Here is an 18,614-nt window from a genome sequence, read left to right on the forward strand (position 1 = left end):
TTCAACCTCAGATGCGACCAATCCGCCTCCGAGTCATTATGCCAATTATCCCGATACTAGATCCAATTGTAAAATAGGTACTATCCGTATTGAGATTTTGTTATCCGATAACCCTATCCATCCAAAACTCAATATTTGATTATTTAAGCTACCTTATACTGTCAAATTGTCGGTATTTTGTTAAATTTGCCCCTCGAAAGAAGTAGAACAAATGGAGAATTTAATAAAAGATATAGCTATTATCCCTGTAGATGATACAGCGGCCTGTGATTTTAAAGTAACTCAAGAGGAGAATACAGGTAAATCAAAGAAGTTATATATTGAAAGTTATGGGTGCCAAATGAATTTTTCCGACAGCGAAATTGTGGCCTCCATCATGAAAGAGAGTGGATTTGACACAACATCCTCGTTTGAAAATGCTGATGTCATTTTCTTAAACACCTGCTCCATTCGTGATAAAGCTGAACAAACTGTCCGAAAAAGACTTCAGCAGTTTAATCAACTTAAAGCATCTAACCCTGAATTGACCATAGGGGTTTTGGGTTGTATGGCCGAAAGGCTTAAAGAAAAATTATTGGAAGAGGAGCAGTTGGTAGATGTGGTGGTAGGGCCTGATGCCTACCGTGATCTTCCCAATTTGGTACAACGGGCAGAAGATGGGATCAAAGGGGTCAACACATTTCTTTCTAGAGAGGAAACATATGCGGACATCGCTCCTGTACGCCTCAATTCGAATGGTGTATCGGCATTTATCTCCATCATGAGGGGGTGTGACAATATGTGCTCATTTTGCGTAGTCCCATTTACCAGGGGAAGAGAAAGGAGCAGGGATCCTCATTCCATTATCGCAGAAGCCCGAACCCTTGTGGAAAAAGGATACAAAGAAGTAACACTGCTGGGGCAGAATGTGGACAGCTACAAATGGTCCCCGGAAGAAAACAACAAAGCGAGATTAAACAAAAAAGGGGAAGATATAACACAACTTATAACATTTGCAAAATTACTTGAAATGGTGGCATTGGTGAGTCCACATTTACGAGTACGTTTCTCTACTTCCCATCCAAAGGACATTACAGATGAGGTTTTGTATACCATGAAGAGGTATCCCAACATTTGTAAATATATTCATCTTCCTGTCCAAAGCGGTAACAGCAGAGTTCTGGATTTAATGAACAGAACCTATGACCGGGAGTGGTATTTGGAGAGGGTACAGAAAATCAGGGAGATATTAGGGGATGAATGCGGCATTTCTTCAGATATGATTACCGGGTTCTGTTCGGAGACGGAAGAGGAGCACCACGACACCCTAAGTTTGATGGATCAAGTATGCTTTGATTTTTCCTACATGTTTTACTATTCCGAAAGGCCGGGAACCCTTGCCGCCAAAAAATATCCGGATGATGTTCCTTTGGAAATTAAGAAAAGGAGACTGCAGGAAATTATCGAAAAGCAACATCTCCTTTCTATGAAACGGAACCAACTCGACATTGGCAAAGTACAGGAAATCCTAATCGAAGGGCCTTCAAAGCGATCCGAGGTCCAGTTGAAAGGGAGAAATTCCGCAAACAAGGTAGTGATCGTTCCAAAAGAAGACCTTAAACCTGGGGATTATGTCAACGTGAGAATTTTGGATTGTTCATCAGCTACCCTCTTTGGTGAATTGCTGAATTAACCTTTTTTTTGAAGACTTATGTATATGATCAGCGAATCTGAGATACTCAGTGTTAAGCAGCGATTTGGCATTATCGGCAACAGTCCCTTGCTAAATCATGCTATTCAGGTAGCCATGCAGGCCTCCCCTACAGAAATGACTGTATTGATTACTGGAGAGAGTGGAAGCGGAAAAGAATCTTTTTCCAAAATAATTCATACCCTAAGTACCCGAAAACACGGTAAATTTATAGCCATCAACTGCGGTGCCATTCCTGAGGGCACCATTGATTCCGAGCTTTTCGGACATGAAAAAGGGTCATTTACAGGTGCCTATGAAGCCCGAAAAGGATATTTCGAGGTAACTGACGGGGGCTCAATTTTCTTGGATGAAATCGGAGAAATGCCTCTGGGGACACAAGCGCGGTTATTGAGGGTCCTCGAAAACGGTGAATTCATCAAGGTGGGGTCTTCCAAGGTGCTCAAAACTGATGTTCGGGTCATAGCCGCCACCAATGTCAATTTATTGAAGGCCGTAGAAAAAGGAAAGTTTCGTGAAGATCTCTACTACAGACTTAATACTGTCCCCATCTTCGTTCCTCCGTTGAGGCAGCGGGGAGAAGATATTGTGTTGTTGTTTCGGAAATTCACCACCGATTTTTCGGATAAGTATCACGTAAAGCCCATTATGCTTTCCGAGGACGCAAAATCACTGCTTGTGAAATTTCCTTTTCCCGGAAATATTAGACAGCTCAAAAATTTAGCCGAGCAAATTTCGTTATTGGAAAACGAGAGGGAAGTATCGGTAGATACCCTTGCAAGGTATTTACCCAAAGAGGGATCAACCTTGCCCGTGACCTATAGAGGCAGTACGGAAGCGCAAGCTGATTTCAGTGAGCGGGAGATTTTGTATAAAGTCCTTTTTGACATGAAAAAGGACATGACAGAACTCAAAAAGTTGGTCTTGGAGTCCTATCAATCCGGAGGGCTGAACAGTTCTATCATGAAGAAGCACCAAAATCTTTTTGAGGATATGGAATCTTCGGTAAAATATGAAGAAGAAAAGGTTTCTTCAAATCTTCCTCTTGTTCTTGAAAATAAAAGTGAAAAAGAAATACAGGATAGAAGCTCTTTATCCAGGGAGTATGAGAATCAAATCATTGAAGACATCACGCATGAAGAGGATGACAATTCCCTGTCCATTGAGAAAAAAGAGAAGGAGTTGATTCTTCGGGCACTCAAGAAGCACCACAATAAGCGGAAATACGCCGCCATGGATTTGGGGATATCCGAACGCACGCTTTATCGCAAAATTAAACAATATGACATTCAGGAATAATATAGTTGCCCTCGGGTTGATCCTGCTTCTTTTATGGGCTTGCAAGGTGGAGTATAGCTTTACGGGTACTACCTTGGATTACAATGTAACCAAGACGTTCTCAGTGGAAAACTTTTTTAATGATTCCGGCGGCGGCCCGGCCAATATGGGCCAGCTTTTCACTGAAAATCTTAAAGACTATTTCCAACGAAACACCCAACTGGAGTTAATCCGAAACAACGGAGACTTGCAGTTATTGGGGGCGATTACCCGATATACGCTCACGCCACAGGCCACGGTTTCCAGCCAAAGCCCCAACCAACCGGATCGTGCCGGCCAAATGCGCATAACTATTGCCGTAGAGGTGGATTTTACCAACATGGCTGATGAAGAGCAAAACATGAAGAGAACTTTTTCGTTTTTCAAAGATTATGACCCACGGAGTATTTCCCTGCTTCAAGTTGAAACCGAATTGGTGGAGGAGATATTCGACAACATCATACAGGACATTTTCACTTCCACAGTTGCAAATTGGTAATTTCAATATTTATCTTCTATATTTAGAATTATACAAAATCAAAGAAAGGTGACAGCAAGGGAATTGATACATATAATAAACAATGGGAATAATCTCAGTGAATTAGAATACCAATCACTGGTACAACTTCACCGGGAGTTCCCCTATTTTGTATTGCCTTCCATTCTAGCTGCCAAATACGAGCGTAAGGACCACAGAAAAAAAGACAACGAATTTTTATACCATTCAGCCACCCAATCCCCAGATCGAAAGAGACTTAAATTTCTTTTAGAAAATCCAATTCCATTTCTTCCGTTTCTTCCAAACCAGGAGTCCTCGGAGGAGAGCACCAACCAAGCAAATTTTGAAGTAGATGAGTATGTTGCTCCCATTCCAGATGAATCAAACTTGGATGAGGAAGAAAAAGAAAGTGAACAGATCTCTTCAAAAGTACAAGAAAAGGAAGTGCCGGATGAAAAAAATGAAGTGCCTATACCTGCTCATGCTCCTGTCAAAAAGAAAAGAAAAGATGTGCTAAAAGAGTTGGAGGAAAATTTGAGCCGCTTAAAATCAGCCGAACAGGATGATTCACCAGCAGCTAGTGACCTTCCATCTAATCTACACCCCGGCGAAGATAGTCACGAACTTGAGCTAATGGCCGCAATTAGGGCGCGGGAAGAAAAAAATATTCAGGATGAGAAAAAACAAATTCAAGATGAATTAATCGACGAGTTCAACAAGAAAACAGTTAAATTTAAGATAATTCCTAATACTGAAGAGGCCGGTGAAACCACCGATCTTTCCATAGAAAGTACCCGTATAAAAGAAGATTTGCTATCTGAATCATTCGCGAAAATTTTGGTAAGGCAAAAAAAATTTAAGGAAGCCAAAGAAATTTATAAGAAATTACAGTTGAAATTTCCGGATAAAAAGGCTTACTTTGCGGATTGTTTAAAACAACTAGAAAACAATTAATTCTTGTATACCATGTTTGTAGTATTAATTAGTATCATAATAGTGTTAGCAATTTTGCTCATTTTGGTAATTTTGGGACAAAATTCCAAGGGTGGTGTAGGAGCAGCTTTTGGTGGAGGTGCTTCTCAGATAATGGGGGTAACCAAGACTGGAAACATTCTGGAAAAGACTACTTGGATATTAGCTATTGGTATATTGGCACTTTCCTTGGCATCCTCCGCATTTTATAAGTCAAGTAGTCCATCTGAATTTACATCTCCAAATATCGAAAACGCAAGAAAGCAAATACTAACTCCTTCTTTTGAGGAGAACACACTTCTTCCTTCCCCGACTGAAGAAGAATTACCTTCTGAGGAGTTGCCTCTTGAAGAAACACCTGAACAATAAATATAATTTTAAAAAGGAATAATGAAAGTCTGCTCTCAGGAGCAGACTTTTTTATTTATAGTCATTTAAAAAAATAAACACAATTAAGTTGATCTCACTGTAGGTTTTTTGTAAATTGTAAGCTATTTGAAAAACTAAAAACTAACTCAACATTACATTGTATGTTTGAAAATCATTTGACTCTACAAGATGTTGGTGCTGATAACTGGCCCAATATTATTATTTGGGCTGCACCTATAATGTTCTTTCTCGTCTTTGTGGAATGGGGGATCAGCTTATATAAGAAAAGAGACTCCTATGACGGCAAGGACTTTCTTGCCGCTTCCACTATCGGCTTAGTCAATGTTGGTATAAGTGCATTGATAAAATTCGCAATCTTTGGCATAGCCTTGTTTTTTTGGAACATAAGTCCCTTTAAAATTCCAGTTACCTGGTGGTCTTTTATCTTCTGCTTCTTTGCGTTGGATCTAGCTAGGTACTGGGCACACAGGGTTTCTCACGAGCAGCGGTTTTGGTGGGCAACCCATATAACCCACCACAACTCCAAGAAATATAATTTCTCTGTTTCCTTTCGATTGGGATGGGTTCAGCACATAAAAATCATCTTTTTCATTCCTGTGATGTTGATGGGATTTGATCCATTTGTTTTCTTTATATGCCATCAAATTGCGGTATTGTATCAGTTTTGGATTCACACGGAATACATTACCAAGTTACCAGCACCGATTGAGTATTTTTTTACCACGCCATCCCATCACCGGGTCCACCACGCTAGTGACGAACACTATCTGGATAAAAATTACGGGTCTACGTTTATCATCTGGGACCGAATTTTTGGTACGTTCATGGAAGAAAAAGAACGCCCTACCTATGGAATTACTAAGAATGTTGATTCTTATAATCCCATTTATTTGAATTTCCATGAATTTATAGACATCGTTAAAGACGTTAGAAAGGCGGAAAGTATTTCTGAAGGGTGGAAAATTCTTTTTTCCAAGCCAGGTGCAGAAATCATTAAAAACAGGGATTTAGCCAGGGAAAAGGCAAAACAGGTGGCCTATCAGGACAGTAGACCCACCCCTTCATTAAGTGTGAATGAAAATTCCCTTTTGAAAAAAGAGGATTAACACCTAAATAGTAATTTAGGTTCTAATAGAGGTCTGGCTGATAATTCAACTAGATCTCTATTGTTTTAAGTAATAATCTTTTACTAATAGGCACAAAACTCTCATCTAGGGGAATGGCCTGGGAAGAATGGATTCTCCAAGCTGAGGGATTAGGTAAGTCAGTGAAATTTTTGACTAAATCCATTTTTATTTTTTGTAAAGAATACACCAGGGACTGTCTGATTTTCTGGACAAATCTCAAAGCTATGCCCCTAAAAATATCTGCGCTGTTTTGAAATAAATTTAAACTGTAACGATAGACATAAACGTCCTTGGAATGGTCATAGGACAAAATGGCATAACCCTCCCGCTGATAAATGGGTGTGATTCCAATTGGTTCAATTTCGAGGTTGCTTTCAATAAAATCGTAAATGTCTTTTCCTTCTTCGATATGGGTTTTGATTTTAGGAAGTGCGAAAGCAACAATGTCGGCCAATTCTTTCATCATTTCATCCTCCTCCATACGGCTTTCATAAGTTACTTGAAGCTTCTCGAAATCTATGCCCGACACATCTTTAGGGAATGAGAGTTTTAGTTGCTTTTTTGTCTCATTGAACCGCTGAAGGCGCTCGTAATGCCGGATTAAATCCGCCAAAGGGGGATAGAGTTTGACTTCTTTAAATTGAACATTTACACTTTTGAGATATCCCAAAAGGATATATTTCTTGTATTCGAAGTCAATCCAGCCTTCGGAAATCCAGTTTTCAGATAAGGTACTCATATTTTCTATTTGGGTGTTAGTAGATTTTGGCAGAATGTACAAAATCCTGACATATGGGTCAATAGTTCAGAGAAAAAATGACAGCTAAAAGCTAATATTTTCCGAAAAATGACAAAGTGTAAGCGTTTGACAAGACTTTATGTCATAGAAATTCCTCAATAGCTACTTGGCACAGAAAGTGTGAAGGAGGGTATAGTACTAAGAAATTAACTAAAAAAAATAACTAAGAACATGTCTAAAGTAAACATTCAACCTTTAGCAGACCGGGTTTTAGTAGAACCCGCTGCAGCCGAAGAAAAAACTGCTTCAGGTCTTTACATTCCTGACACTGCCAAGGAAAAGCCACAGAAAGGCACCATAGTGGCTGTAGGTAATGGTAAAAAAGATGAGCCAATGACAGTAAAGGTGGGAGATACGGTACTTTACGGTAAATACTCCGGCACCGAACTAAATGTAGAGGGTGCGGATTATCTAATCATGAGGGAAGCGGATATTTTCGCTATACTTTAAAATTCGATAATCTAAGAAATCAATTAAAAAACTAAAACAAAATTAGAAAATGGCTAAGGAATTATTTTTCAAAACAGACGCTAGAGACAGACTCAAAAAAGGTGTTGACGCACTCGCTGATGCGGTCAAAGTAACGTTAGGACCAAAAGGTAGAAATGTCATCATCGACAAGAAGTTCGGTGCTCCATCCATCACCAAAGATGGAGTCACAGTAGCCAAAGAAATTGAGTTGGATAACCCTATCGAAAACATGGGAGCTCAACTTGTCAAAGAAGTAGCTTCCAAAACTGCAGACGATGCAGGAGACGGTACTACCACAGCCACTGTACTTGCACAGTCCATTTTCTCAGTAGGTATAAAAAACGTCGCTGCGGGAGCCAATCCAATGGATCTCAAAAGAGGCATTGATAAGGCAGTAAGTGCCGTAGTTAAAGAACTTCAAGCATCTTCTAAAACAATTTCCACACGCAAAGAAATCGCTCAGGTAGGTACTATTTCTGCCAACAATGACGAAGAAATCGGCAACATGATTGCTGACGCGATGGAAAAAGTTGGTAAAGATGGCGTTATTACCGTAGAAGAAGCCAAAGGAACTGAAACTGAGGTGAGAACTGTAGAAGGTATGCAGTTTGACAGAGGATATTTGTCTCCATACTTCACAACCAACACCGAGAAAATGGAAGCCGAGCTTGAGAATCCGTTTATTCTCATCTACGACAAAAAGATATCTTCAATGAAGGAGTTACTTCCGATTCTCGAGCCTGTTGCTCAGTCCGGCAGACCACTTTTAATCATTGCTGAGGATGTTGATGGAGAAGCGTTGGCTACACTTGTAGTTAACAAAATCAGAGGCGCTTTGAAAGTTGCCGCTGTTAAAGCTCCAGGATTCGGCGACAGAAGAAAAGCCATGTTGGAAGATATCGCTACGTTGACTGGCGGTACGGTGATTTCAGAAGAAAGAGGGTACAAACTAGAAAATGTAACCATTGATTATCTGGGAACTGCTGAGAAAATCAACATAGATAAAGATAACACAACTATCGTTAATGGTGCAGGTGAAAAATCGGCTATCCAAGGCAGAATTAACGAAATCAAATCTCAGATTGAGAAAACCACTTCGGATTACGATCGCGAAAAACTTCAAGAAAGACTTGCCAAGTTGTCGGGTGGCGTAGCAATCCTTTACATAGGAGCGGCTACTGAAATAGAGATGAAGGAGAAGAAAGACAGAGTGGATGATGCCCTGCATGCTACTAGAGCAGCTGTACAAGAAGGTGTTGTAGTCGGTGGTGGTGTTGCCCTTATCAGGGCTTCGGTTGTCCTTGACAACTTGAAAGGACTCAATGAAGATGAAGATACCGGTATTAACATAATTAGACAGGCTGTCGAATCTCCATTAAGAACGATCGTTTCCAATTCAGGAGCGGAAGGTTCTGTTGTCATCAACAAAATCAAAGAGACCAATGACGTTCACTTTGGATATAACGCCAGAACAGACCAATACGAGGATTTGTTCAAGGCAGGTGTAGTTGATCCAACCAAGGTGACTAGGTTGGCTCTAGAAAATGCCGCATCCATCGCAGCATTACTGTTGACTACAGAATGTGTAATTGCTGATGTGAAAGAAGATGCTCCTGCGGGAGGGCCTCCAATGCACGGCGGTGGCATGGGTGGAATGATGTAATTCCATATGATTTAATAATTTCCATTAGGGAGGCAGATAAACCTCCCTATTTTTTTTACTTTTACGCTAGAAAATTGATAATTACATGAAAGTAAAATTTATTTAATAAATTTTTATACTGGGATTATCGTGGTAAATTTCAAGCTACAAATCTAAGGAGGCTATTTTATTATATTAAGAATCAATGTATTCATTCGATTTAATTGTTTTAGTTGATGATGACCCCATTAATAACCTGATAAATAAGCGGTTGATTAAAAAGCTGGTCTTATCTCCTAATATTAAAGAATTTTTGGAGGCAGAAGAGGCGTTAAAATACATACAAACTTTGAACCACCTAAGTAAGGTGCTTATTCTGGTCGATATTAATATGCCTGTTATGAACGGCTGGGATTTTTTAAAAGAATACGCACACTTCGAATCTTTCCGTGAGGATACAATTATTATGCTTTCTAGCTCCATTGACTTCCAGGATAGGCAAAAAACGAAGGAATTCCCATATGTCGACGGATTCATTGAAAAACCACTGACATTCGAGAAGCTTAAAAAGATTCTTTAATTTTCTAGCACTACATTTTTTTCATTCATCCACCAAATCAAAGCCCAGACCGGCCGCAGTCCTAGTCCGTGCAATGGAGATATTCCGTTCCGCATATATAGAATTTAACACCACAAGCGCATCAAAAAGACCCACTTCCCGGGCATTGATAAGGAAAAGGGAACTTTCTCCCAGATCAAATTTAATTCTTTCTCCTTCTAACAAACGTTCTAGCGCACTTATATTACTTTCAAAAGTGGACAGCTGCCTGTTTAAAACTAAGAAATTATTATATTGTTTCTCCAAATCCGCAATTATTTTTTGATAAGTCAGATCTCGTTTGTAACCCGTGATGTTAATGTTAGCTTTAGTAATTCCTAAAGCCCCCCTTTCTCTTCTCAAAAAGAGCGGTGTACTTAGAGTAACACCAAATTTGTAATTGTTTTCAAAAAATGGACTAGGCTCCATTCCACTGATCGTTTCTGAAAGAAAATTATAATTTAACTTGACTACAGGTTTCAATTGTTCTGCCCTCCATCTGCGCTCAACTTCTAAATAGTCGATATCATAATCTAATAATCTAATCTCTGGATGACTAGAAAGTTGTGCCCTAAACGCATCAATCTCTAATCCCGCTAAGAGTTCGTTTTCTAGTGACTCCGGGACAATATTGGGTTGTAGGAACATGGTATTTTCAGATTCGTCCCATAAAAACACGTTTACTTCTTGTGTTTTTGCAAAAAACGAATTTTCGGCATCTTGCAACCTAATGGTCCGGTTTAAAACTTGCGTATAAGCTTCAACTGTATCGATTGCTGGTAAATCCCCTTGAAAAAAGCTAGTTTTTATTCCCTCAAACCTAAACTCAGCAAATTCCAGTCCTTCTTGATAAATTTCCAGGTCTGCATAACTTTTTGCCCAATCCCAGTACGCAGTAGTAGCTGCCAGGTACAAATCATTCAATATTAAATTTCGTTCCTGAGCGGTGGATTCCAGATAGATCTGTGCCTGCCGAAGGGCTGCTCTTCTTTTATCAATAAATAATCCCTGACCCAAGTTTACCGACGCTCCTACGGCGACCAGCCCTGAAGATGGGACAGTATTTTCCGAATTCAAATAAGTTCCGGAATTTTGTTCCATGAGTCCCTTGAATTCTACCCCTGCCATAGTTGGTATAAGTACGCCCCCCTCCCGCTTTTGGTAATAATTTGTGTTGTTGAAGGTCTTTTCGTTCTGGTTGGCAAATAAAAATGGGTCAAAGCCACCTCTAGCCATCCGTAATTCCTGTTGACCAAGTTCAAGAATCAAATCACCCTGTTTGGCAACCGGGTGATTCATCTGAACCCAGGTCAAAAATTGCCCATAGGAAAGTACTTCCTGCGAATGCCCTGGAGAAATAAATCCTAAGATGAAAATGAAAACAACTATATTTCTGATACACAGATAATTCATTGGCAAATATCTTTGTTAGACGTTAAGTAGTTTGAACTAGAATATTCATAAATCTAGATTTTATTTTGACTCACTATTTTTCATTTCCCGGGCTTCTTTTAGGGTGTAGAAATCAGCTGGGAAACCATTCATCTGTCTCCATATCTCGTACCAGATGGGAACATCGTTAAGCAAAGCTATACCATCGGCTCCCGATCCCGGCCTGATGGCATCTGGCCATGGATGTTCATCAGGATCCGGAACAACAAGTATCCGGTACATGTTGTTTTTACTGGTGAAATTGTCTATCGCATATACTACCCCTCCAAAGGTACCATTGGACAACTGCGGCCAGCCAGAAAACACGATAGCTGGCCAACCATCAAAGATAAACCGGACTTTGTTTCCGGTTTTTACGAGCGGAAGGTCAATGGGAGCTAGATAAAGTTCTACCGCCAATGAGTAGTCGTGCGGCATGATACTGACAATTTCAGCACCTTCTTTTATAGTTTCGCCCAAGCCAACTTGTATTGCTTGGGTTATGTAACCAGATTGTGGAGCAAGTACATAGTACATTCCGGAACGAACTGTGTAGTTGGATAGTTGGTTTTCGAGTTTGGTAAGCGTGGCTTCTGCATCATATTGATCTGAAAGGGCACTGTATCTATCCGCATTGACCTTGGCTAACCGATCCTGAAAATCATTGTCTATTGCATTCAGTTCAATTTCTGCGGTCAAAAGATCATTTCTACTACTTAACAGTCTGTTTTCGGCACTGATCCGTTTGGCAAGCGTTTCCTGTAGTTTTATCTTTCGCTGTTCCAATTCTGTCAAAGATTTCAATCCCTGTTCATAAAGATTTTCCATCCGTTCAAATTGAGCTTCTGCGACCGATAAATTCAGTTTCTCCGCCTCCAACATTATACTGTCAGACATTATACTCAGCTGAGCTTGCTGCAGTCGGTTTTGAGCCTGTTCCAGTCGGAGTTTGTTGTTTTGTGTAAGCGCTCCTATTTGATTTTCCTGTGCCTTTACCTTTTCCTCGTAGGACCTCACGGACAAGAACTTAGCATCTACCTGTAATTTCGTACGGCCCAACAAGTCCGGGTCCATGTATTCGTCCTTGATTTCAGAAATAAACAAGATAGTATCCCCCTTGTTGACAAATTCGCCTTCCTGTACGTACCATTTTTCAATTCTTCCAGGGATAATAGAATGAACAGTTTGAGGCCTATGCTCTGGCTTCAATGCAGTAAGCATTCCCCTGGACCTGAAGTTTTGAGTCCAGGGCAAAAACAAAATTACAAAGGCAACCAACATACAGTAAAGTAAAATTCTTACCCGCTTTCTACTTTCGTTGTTGGGAATTGTCAATTTGTAACTTTCAAAGGAAGAAAGATCAAATCGACCTTTCACCGTATTTTTTGAAATATTCAACATAACAGTGACTAATTTTCTCCTTTAAGATATGATTTATATTCCTCGAACGTACCTATGAAGGTAATCTCGCCCAGATCCAATTCCACAATTTTATCAGCCCTTTCCATAGTTTGCTCTTGGTTGGATACGGCAACCAAGGTCCATGGGCCACTAAATATAAAGTCTAACAGCTTTTCGGAATCATTTTTATTGAGATGGTTAAACTCCTCCTCAAGCAGCATCAATTTAGGATTGCAAAAAATGCTTCGTGCCAAGATGATCTTGCTGATTGCCGCATGGCTAATTTGTTTTCCTTCTGGCAATAAAACAGTATCTAAATCCTCTTTTAAGTTGAAGACAAATTCATCTAATTCCACTAATTTAATGATATCTCTCAGCCTCACTTCGTCATTTTCCTGACCTACTGTTATGTTTTCCCGGATAGTACCATGGAAAATGGATTGGTGAGACAGCGAATCTCCTATCATCGCCCGTAGTTTGTCCAATGCCAAGGTCTCCAAAGGCAACTTATTGATGATAATATTGCCTGAATAGTTCTCAATCAATCCCGCCATCAGGTAAAGCAAGGTGCTCTTTCCGGAGCCGCTTTTACCCGTTACAACTACCTTTTCACCCGATTGAATTTCAAGACTAACCCTATCCAGAATTGGTCTGTCTGCATTCGAATGTTTGAAGCTTAGTCCCCTAATCTCATAATGCAGCCCTTCTGAATCGGTCTTTAAAGATTTACCTATACCCTCATTTCTTTCCAATTCCATGTCCATAATAAGGCCAAGCTTTTGGGTTGCGGTGAGCGTGTCGTAAACCGTCTCCAAACTCAAAATCAGCTTTTCCACTGATGCGATGATTAAGATAATAATGATCTCCGCTGCTACAAATTGTCCAATACTGATCTCATCGCTCATCAAAAGTATACTTCCGGCGACTAAAAGAGAGACGACAATAAGTACTTTAAAAGCTATCATCACCTTGTATTGAAAAATCAATACAGCAAAGTGTCCGTTTCTATATTCTACATACTGCTTAACCAATTTATCCACACGTGAAAATGGCAAATTGGAATGGCCTGCAAGCTTGAAGGTGCCTAGGGTGCGGCCGATTTCCTCCAGCCAATAGGCTACTTCATATTTTGCAGATGATTCCTTCAAACTGGTCTGCATACCCTTTGGCGAAGTCAATTTGAATACGAGATAAAGCAAGAATACAAGAACCACCGCAAAAATGATGAAAAACTGATGGTAAACTGCCAAAAGAACCAGTCCAAAAAACACTTGCAGAGAAGCCGTACTAAAGTCAATTAAAAGTTTCGCAAGACCCTTTTGAAGATTTATTGTATCAAAAAACCGGTTTACCAGTTCCGGTGCGTATTTTCCTACGAGCGCTTCCATTTTGATTCGGGGAAGCCGATACGCAAATTCTAAAGCAGACTTACTAAAAACACGTTGCTGAAGTTTTTCAGTTAAATACAATTGACTGATCTGCAGAAATCCTCCAAAAATAACGCCCAACGCCACTATTGCGACCAGTATGATCCAAGAGGTCGTCATTCTACCCCCCAAAATAAAATTTAGGATGGCCTGAATCCCCAAAGGAAGGGATAGCGATACTATACCGTTTAAAATCGCATAGTAATAAATGGCGTAAACCTCATTCTTTTCTTCCTTCAAAAGGTTGAAAAACCTTCTTAGGGGTGTTTCAACTACATCAGTTTTCATCCTTTAGCGTTTTAAATACCAACTCGTAATAAAAATCTACTTTTTGATCCCCCTTCAGTCCAATCTCCGTCATTGACGGCATGTGCTTCCTGAAAAACGCATGAAGCAATGTAGACTCCATAAGTGTGGAAACCAGCGTTTTAGGGTATTTGTAGGATGGGTTTATCTCTTTTACTATGGCAACAATACGACTGTTTAATCCATGGAAATGCTTAAAAAAACCATTTTTATTTTCAGCATCAACTTCTTTGGTTAAAAAGGTTTTATACGACTCATCGGTAACAATTTGTGTAAGTACAACAGGATCCAAATATTGATTTTGTTTGTTTACAGGTCCTTCTACCAATAGCCGGATGGCAATTTTCATTTTTTCTTTTGGATCAGTAAGGTTGGAAATACTGAAAACCAAATGATGTTCCAACCATCCCCAGTACCAAGCGGTTAGGTAAACAAGCAATTTATGTTTGTTTTCAAAATAGCGGTAAATGGCACCTTCGGTACTGCCTACTTTTTCGGATAGCTTCCGAAAGGTAAACCCTTCCATACCAAGCTCAGAAATGAGCAGAAGGCTTTCACTGATAATCCGTTTCCCCAACTCAGAACTTAAGGGATCTTTTATATAAACCTCACCATTGACCTGAACGACAATACTGTTTAAAATTTTATCCATAGAGATTTTTTTACAAAACACACAAAATGTCTATACGACTTTCAATTTAGTATGGTTTACTTACAACTGATAAATATCAAAAAAAGATCGGATTAATTAAAAAAAAGTAAGGGATTTGGTGAAAAATATAAGATAATTAAAGCAAATTAAAGGCCTTTCAATTAAGATCGATATCCTTTGATTGAGCAAATTATCTGTCAGAAATGGATTCATCGTACGAAATCCTTCCCATTGCATAGAGGTATAGTACTTTTGAGTACCGCAACATCAGAGGTAATAGCAACAGATTGGCAACGACAACGGATACAAGGTAGGTGCTTAGTGCGGGCCGCTCAAACAACACATTTAAAGCCACCATTACCGTAACAACTAACGCCACGGAAAAGGCATAACTGATATACATGGCTCCATAATAAAAATCGGGTTCAGGAACCAATGTCTCTTTACATTTTGGGCAGACCTGATTAATGTCAGATAGCCTCCTATAACTCATGATGAATACTGGAAATAAGTTTCCTTTGCGGCATCTCGGACATTTTGCCTTAATCACGGCTTCCATTGCCGAAACACGATAATTCTTTTTCTCTCCCATTTTTTGACTAATAAACCAAACTAACGCAATTCATCCAAATCATAGTCTTTTCCTCTGCCCCAGCGAAGAAGCTCTTCCAGTTCGTAAAACTCCAAGGTATCGAGATCTTTCATTTTAAAGTTAACACCGCTGAGTCGCTCCATGGCTTGTAAAAACCGGATTTCTCCATAATTTGTCAATCGGTATACCCGACCTACTCTGATATTGTCTAAAGCCAATGGCATGAATATAAAATTAAAAAGACCACACTAAAACTGCCGTAGCTCAAATTGCGTTGGAAATTATTACCCCGGTAGCTTCAAAGGTAAAACTTTCCTCATCGGAATCAATAGCTTCGATTTCTTCCTCGGACTTGCCGGCATCTTCGGCATAATGCCGGAGGGTAGCCATATCCGTAACCGATTTTACCGCCGTCCCTTCCACGATGACCGGGTATCCCTTGGAATTAGTTGGAACAAAAAAACCGTAATCTTTGAAAGTCACCCGCATCAAGTTACCGTCAGGCAAAGCCAATGTCATCCAACATCCTTTATTAACACAGACTTCTTTGATTTCTCCTCGGACTTTTCCTTGAAAAACACCTTCATGCAATAGTTCCCTGTGCATCTGATCTATTGAAACTGCCTTTTCTTCAGTAATTTTCTCCCCATAATATCCGCTAACATGCTCCGGCTTTTCTTCTTCGGTGATTTCTGTTCTCTGAGGCTGGCAGGCCATTAGCCATGCACCCATTATCATTACCAAATAATTTATTTTCATGTTAAATTCTTTTTGAATACAACTTAAACGACAATTCTTCCTGAATTGGTTCAGCAATTAGAGTCAGTTTTTTAGCCTTTTGGGAAGAATAAACGACGCCAATTGCCATCTAAGACTGATTGCTTGGATTTGCTTTTTACAAATTTACGGAGGGATTTGGAATTAGAATCAATTATTAACGTAAAGTAAATTTAGGTCAAAGCTGCAATCTATTTTATAATCTATTAATTTTGCAGCTTGTAATTAAAACCTTACCAACAACATGGCCGTTACCAAGAAATTTATTATTGATTTTGACAGTACCTTTACCCAGGTGGAAGCACTTGACATCCTAGGAGAAATCAGCTTAAATGGTGATCCAAAGAAAGAAGAAAAACTGCAAGCAATCAAAGACATTACTGACCAAGGAATGGAGGGGAACCTTACATTCAGGGAGAGCCTTGAAAGAAGAATTGATTTATTAAACGCCACAAAGCCCCAAATCAGTGATTTGATTGCTTCTTTGAGAAACAAAGTGTCAAAATCATTCCAACGTAATAAGGAATTTTTTCAGGACAATGCAGATGATATTTACATTATTTCAAACGGATTTAAGGATTTCATTATTCCCATCGTCGCAGAATACGGCATTAAAGAAGAGAATGTCTTCGCAAATGAATTTGTTTACGATGAAAACGAAAACATTATTGATTTCAATCGGGACAACTTGCTCTCCAAAAATAACGGCAAACCTGAAACCATCAAACGATTAAATCTAGAAGGTGATATTTATGTAATTGGTGATGGCTATACGGATTACGAAATCAAAGCATCCGGCGTAGCCAATAAATTTTATGCGTTTACAGAAAATGTAAACCGTCCCAAAGTGCGTGCTAAAGCAGATCACGTTGCTCCAAGTTTGGACGAGATTCTATATGTAAATAAAATGAACAAGAAGTTTTCCTATCCCAAAAGCAGAATCAATGTTCTCCTTTTGGAAAACGTGCATCCCATAGGTGTCGAATTGATGAAACAGGAAGGGTATAACGTGGAAGTTGTATCTTCTGCCTTGTCCGAAGAGGAGCTTGCTGAGAAAATCAAGTCGGTATCTATTTTGGGAATCCGTTCAAAAACCCAAGTGACAAAGAAAGTGTTAGAAAATGCCAACAGGCTTATGGCCATTGGAGCGTTTTGCATAGGAACCAACCAAATAGACTTGGAGACGTGCCAAGAAAAAGGAATTGCTGTCTTCAACGCACCCTTTAGCAATACCCGATCGGTAGTCGAGATGGCCATTGCAGAAATTATCTTCCTCCGAAGGAAACTTTTTGACAAAAGTGTCAACATGCATCAAGGCGTATGGGACAAATCCGCTACCGGCAGCTTTGAGGTGAGGGGGAAAAAACTCGGTATTATCGGATATGGCAACATTGGAGCGCAACTTTCGGTTTTGGCTGAAAATCTGGGTATGGATGTCTACTACTACGATGTATTGGAAAAACTTGCCCTCGGTAATGCCACCAAAGTGGATTCGCTGGACGAATTGCTGGAAACCTGTGATATTATCTCTTTGCACGTGGATGGCAGAAAAGAAAACCACCTCCTGCTTGATCGGGAACGGATTCAGAAAATGAAAAAAGGGGCTTTGCTCATCAACCTAAGTAGAGGGCATGTGGTAGAAATACCCGCACTGAGGGATGCCTTGGAAAGTGGTCACTTGGCTGGGGCAGGTATAGATGTTTTCCCTTCAGAACCCAAAAATAATGACGAGCCATTCGAATCCGAATTATTGAATTTGCCCAACACCATTCTTACGCCACATATTGGTGGAAGTACCTCTGAGGCGCAGGTCAATATTGCTAAGTTCGTTCCCGGCAAAATCATGGAATACATCAATACGGGCAATACCTATAATAGCGTGAATTTCCCAAATATTCAGTTGCCCTTCTTACAGGATGCACACCGGTTGATCCACATACACCTCAACGAACCAGGAGTTATGGCCAAAATCAATCAAATTCTGGCCAATCACCAGATCAATATTGTAGGTCAATACTTGAAAACCAATGAAAAAATCGGGTACGTAATCACAGATATTGACAAAGCCTATTCAACGGATGTAATTGATGAACTGAAAAATATCTCCGGAACAATTAGGTTCAGAATGCTTTACTAACGTTCAGAGCAAAAAAAAGGAACCTTTCCGTAAGTATTACGGTCAAGGTTCCTTTTTAAATTGAGTCCGGATCTTGGAGTGTTACAAACCTCCGGGATAACAAGATTTGAGCTGCTCCTACATCGCAACCTTCCACTGTTAACCTGCCTGGTTAGAAGCGAGGTCCGAATTCCGTAAGGAAGACGGATGAGGCCTGATTTTGAAAAAGAGCTTCACTCGGTATTTTAATTAAATTGTGAAGTTTGAACATGTCGCAGACCCGAACTCCCTGCAAAGATACAATTTAGAATGCGGAATATTAAATATATCGGAGCTTCAAATTACAATTCAAGAGAAACCTTTGTCAGAAGTCAGAAATGGGATGATTTATTTTTTGGAAATCAGTG

Annotated in this window: 18 protein-coding genes; 10 read left to right on the top strand and 8 right to left on the bottom strand. The window is 39.8% G+C overall.

Features of this window, described 5'->3' with window-relative positions:
* The first annotated feature begins 211 nt into the window (after positions 1–211).
* The 6 genes from miaB (at position 212) to FQ608_RS18445 (ending at position 5,974) form a co-directional block, all read left to right on the top strand.
* Positions 212–1,672 (top strand): tRNA (N6-isopentenyl adenosine(37)-C2)-methylthiotransferase MiaB, encoded by a 1,461-nt coding sequence (gene miaB / locus FQ608_RS18420; protein WP_158859957.1) that lies wholly within the window; start codon positions 212–214, stop codon positions 1,670–1,672.
* A 24-nt stretch (positions 1,673–1,696) separates the two neighbouring features.
* Positions 1,697–2,989 (top strand): sigma-54 interaction domain-containing protein, encoded by a 1,293-nt coding sequence (locus FQ608_RS18425; protein ID WP_158859958.1) that lies wholly within the window; start codon positions 1,697–1,699, stop codon positions 2,987–2,989.
* Complete coding sequence (locus FQ608_RS18430) at positions 2,973–3,506, top strand: LptE family protein (RefSeq protein WP_158859959.1); 534 nt, start codon at positions 2,973–2,975, stop codon at positions 3,504–3,506. Before FQ608_RS18425 ends, FQ608_RS18430 begins: the two co-directional genes overlap by 17 nt.
* A gap of 387 nt (positions 3,507–3,893) precedes the next feature.
* A complete protein-coding gene (locus FQ608_RS18435; RefSeq protein WP_158859960.1) occupies positions 3,894–4,460 on the top strand; it encodes a hypothetical protein in 567 nt (188 codons plus the stop codon).
* Positions 4,461–4,472: 12 nt separating this feature from the next.
* Positions 4,473–4,847 carry a preprotein translocase subunit SecG gene (gene secG / locus FQ608_RS18440; protein ID WP_158859961.1) on the top strand — a complete coding sequence of 125 codons (375 nt, stop codon included), beginning with the start codon at positions 4,473–4,475 and terminating at the stop codon, positions 4,845–4,847.
* 161 nt (positions 4,848–5,008) lie between these two features.
* Positions 5,009–5,974 carry a sterol desaturase family protein gene (locus FQ608_RS18445; protein WP_158859962.1) on the top strand — a complete coding sequence of 322 codons (966 nt, stop codon included), beginning with the start codon at positions 5,009–5,011 and terminating at the stop codon, positions 5,972–5,974.
* 49 nt (positions 5,975–6,023) lie between these two features.
* Here the strand turns inward: FQ608_RS18445 and FQ608_RS18450 are convergent, their stop codons facing one another.
* Positions 6,024–6,734, bottom strand: coding sequence for a hypothetical protein (locus FQ608_RS18450; protein ID WP_158859963.1), 711 nt, complete (start codon positions 6,732–6,734; stop codon positions 6,024–6,026).
* A 231-nt stretch (positions 6,735–6,965) separates the two neighbouring features.
* Here FQ608_RS18450 and FQ608_RS18455 point away from each other — a divergent pair, with 231 nt between their 5' ends.
* From FQ608_RS18455 to FQ608_RS18465, 3 genes are all read left to right on the top strand, one after another.
* Positions 6,966–7,244 (top strand): co-chaperone GroES, encoded by a 279-nt coding sequence (locus tag FQ608_RS18455; protein ID WP_158859964.1) that lies wholly within the window; start codon positions 6,966–6,968, stop codon positions 7,242–7,244.
* A 49-nt stretch (positions 7,245–7,293) separates the two neighbouring features.
* Positions 7,294–8,928, top strand: coding sequence for a chaperonin GroEL (gene groL, locus FQ608_RS18460; RefSeq protein ID WP_158859965.1), 1,635 nt, complete (start codon positions 7,294–7,296; stop codon positions 8,926–8,928).
* A 184-nt stretch (positions 8,929–9,112) separates the two neighbouring features.
* Entirely contained in the window at positions 9,113–9,487 is a 375-nt protein-coding gene (locus tag FQ608_RS18465) for a response regulator (RefSeq protein ID WP_158859966.1), read from the top strand.
* A 21-nt stretch (positions 9,488–9,508) separates the two neighbouring features.
* Here the strand turns inward: FQ608_RS18465 and FQ608_RS18470 are convergent, their stop codons facing one another.
* From FQ608_RS18470 to FQ608_RS18500, 7 genes are all read right to left on the bottom strand, one after another.
* Positions 9,509–10,918: a TolC family protein gene (locus FQ608_RS18470; protein ID WP_158859967.1), complete on the bottom strand. Its 1,410-nt coding sequence runs from the start codon at positions 10,916–10,918 to the stop codon at positions 9,509–9,511.
* A 60-nt stretch (positions 10,919–10,978) separates the two neighbouring features.
* A complete protein-coding gene (locus FQ608_RS18475) occupies positions 10,979–12,337 on the bottom strand; it encodes an HlyD family secretion protein (protein WP_158859968.1) in 1,359 nt (452 codons plus the stop codon).
* A gap of 8 nt (positions 12,338–12,345) precedes the next feature.
* Positions 12,346–14,052, bottom strand: a complete 1,707-nt coding sequence (locus tag FQ608_RS18480; protein ID WP_158859969.1) for a peptidase domain-containing ABC transporter — start codon at positions 14,050–14,052, stop codon at positions 12,346–12,348.
* The gene (locus tag FQ608_RS18485; protein WP_158859970.1) at positions 14,042–14,722 is read right to left on the bottom strand and encodes a TetR/AcrR family transcriptional regulator; all 681 of its coding nucleotides are present in this window, start codon (positions 14,720–14,722) and stop codon (positions 14,042–14,044) included. The genes FQ608_RS18480 and FQ608_RS18485 overlap by 11 nt, the downstream gene beginning before the upstream one ends.
* 190 nt (positions 14,723–14,912) lie before the next feature.
* Entirely contained in the window at positions 14,913–15,314 is a 402-nt protein-coding gene (locus FQ608_RS18490; RefSeq protein ID WP_234364270.1) for a DUF983 domain-containing protein, read from the bottom strand.
* Positions 15,315–15,334: 20 nt separating this feature from the next.
* Positions 15,335–15,538: a hypothetical protein gene (locus FQ608_RS18495; protein WP_158859971.1), complete on the bottom strand. Its 204-nt coding sequence runs from the start codon at positions 15,536–15,538 to the stop codon at positions 15,335–15,337.
* A gap of 40 nt (positions 15,539–15,578) precedes the next feature.
* Positions 15,579–16,073: a DUF4920 domain-containing protein gene (locus FQ608_RS18500; protein WP_158859972.1), complete on the bottom strand. Its 495-nt coding sequence runs from the start codon at positions 16,071–16,073 to the stop codon at positions 15,579–15,581.
* Positions 16,074–16,335: 262 nt separating this feature from the next.
* On the opposite strand from FQ608_RS18500, the gene serA reads away from it, so the two are divergent.
* Positions 16,336–18,228: a phosphoglycerate dehydrogenase gene (serA, locus tag FQ608_RS18505; RefSeq protein WP_158859973.1), complete on the top strand. Its 1,893-nt coding sequence runs from the start codon at positions 16,336–16,338 to the stop codon at positions 18,226–18,228.
* Positions 18,229–18,614: the final 386 nt, after the last annotated feature.

This window comes from Lunatibacter salilacus (assembly GCF_009797935.1).
GTDB lineage: Bacteria > Bacteroidota > Bacteroidia > Cytophagales > Cyclobacteriaceae > Lunatibacter > Lunatibacter salilacus.

Coding starts and splice junctions, on each gene's coding strand:
- miaB (WP_158859957.1), top strand. CDS start 212: ATGGAGAATTTAATAAAAGATATAGCTATTATCCCTGTAGATGATACA.
- FQ608_RS18425 (WP_158859958.1), top strand. CDS start 1,697: ATGATCAGCGAATCTGAGATACTCAGTGTTAAGCAGCGATTTGGCATT.
- FQ608_RS18430 (WP_158859959.1), top strand. CDS start 2,973: ATGACATTCAGGAATAATATAGTTGCCCTCGGGTTGATCCTGCTTCTT.
- secG (WP_158859961.1), top strand. CDS start 4,473: ATGTTTGTAGTATTAATTAGTATCATAATAGTGTTAGCAATTTTGCTC.
- FQ608_RS18445 (WP_158859962.1), top strand. CDS start 5,009: ATGTTTGAAAATCATTTGACTCTACAAGATGTTGGTGCTGATAACTGG.
- FQ608_RS18450 (WP_158859963.1), bottom strand. CDS start 6,734: ATGAGTACCTTATCTGAAAACTGGATTTCCGAAGGCTGGATTGACTTC.
- FQ608_RS18455 (WP_158859964.1), top strand. CDS start 6,966: ATGTCTAAAGTAAACATTCAACCTTTAGCAGACCGGGTTTTAGTAGAA.
- groL (WP_158859965.1), top strand. CDS start 7,294: ATGGCTAAGGAATTATTTTTCAAAACAGACGCTAGAGACAGACTCAAA.
- FQ608_RS18465 (WP_158859966.1), top strand. CDS start 9,113: ATGTATTCATTCGATTTAATTGTTTTAGTTGATGATGACCCCATTAAT.
- FQ608_RS18470 (WP_158859967.1), bottom strand. CDS start 10,918: ATGAATTATCTGTGTATCAGAAATATAGTTGTTTTCATTTTCATCTTA.
- FQ608_RS18475 (WP_158859968.1), bottom strand. CDS start 12,337: ATGTTGAATATTTCAAAAAATACGGTGAAAGGTCGATTTGATCTTTCT.
- FQ608_RS18480 (WP_158859969.1), bottom strand. CDS start 14,052: ATGAAAACTGATGTAGTTGAAACACCCCTAAGAAGGTTTTTCAACCTT.
- FQ608_RS18485 (WP_158859970.1), bottom strand. CDS start 14,722: ATGGATAAAATTTTAAACAGTATTGTCGTTCAGGTCAATGGTGAGGTT.
- FQ608_RS18490 (WP_234364270.1), bottom strand. CDS start 15,314: ATGGGAGAGAAAAAGAATTATCGTGTTTCGGCAATGGAAGCCGTGATT.
- FQ608_RS18495 (WP_158859971.1), bottom strand. CDS start 15,538: ATGCCATTGGCTTTAGACAATATCAGAGTAGGTCGGGTATACCGATTG.
- FQ608_RS18500 (WP_158859972.1), bottom strand. CDS start 16,073: ATGAAAATAAATTATTTGGTAATGATAATGGGTGCATGGCTAATGGCC.
- serA (WP_158859973.1), top strand. CDS start 16,336: ATGGCCGTTACCAAGAAATTTATTATTGATTTTGACAGTACCTTTACC.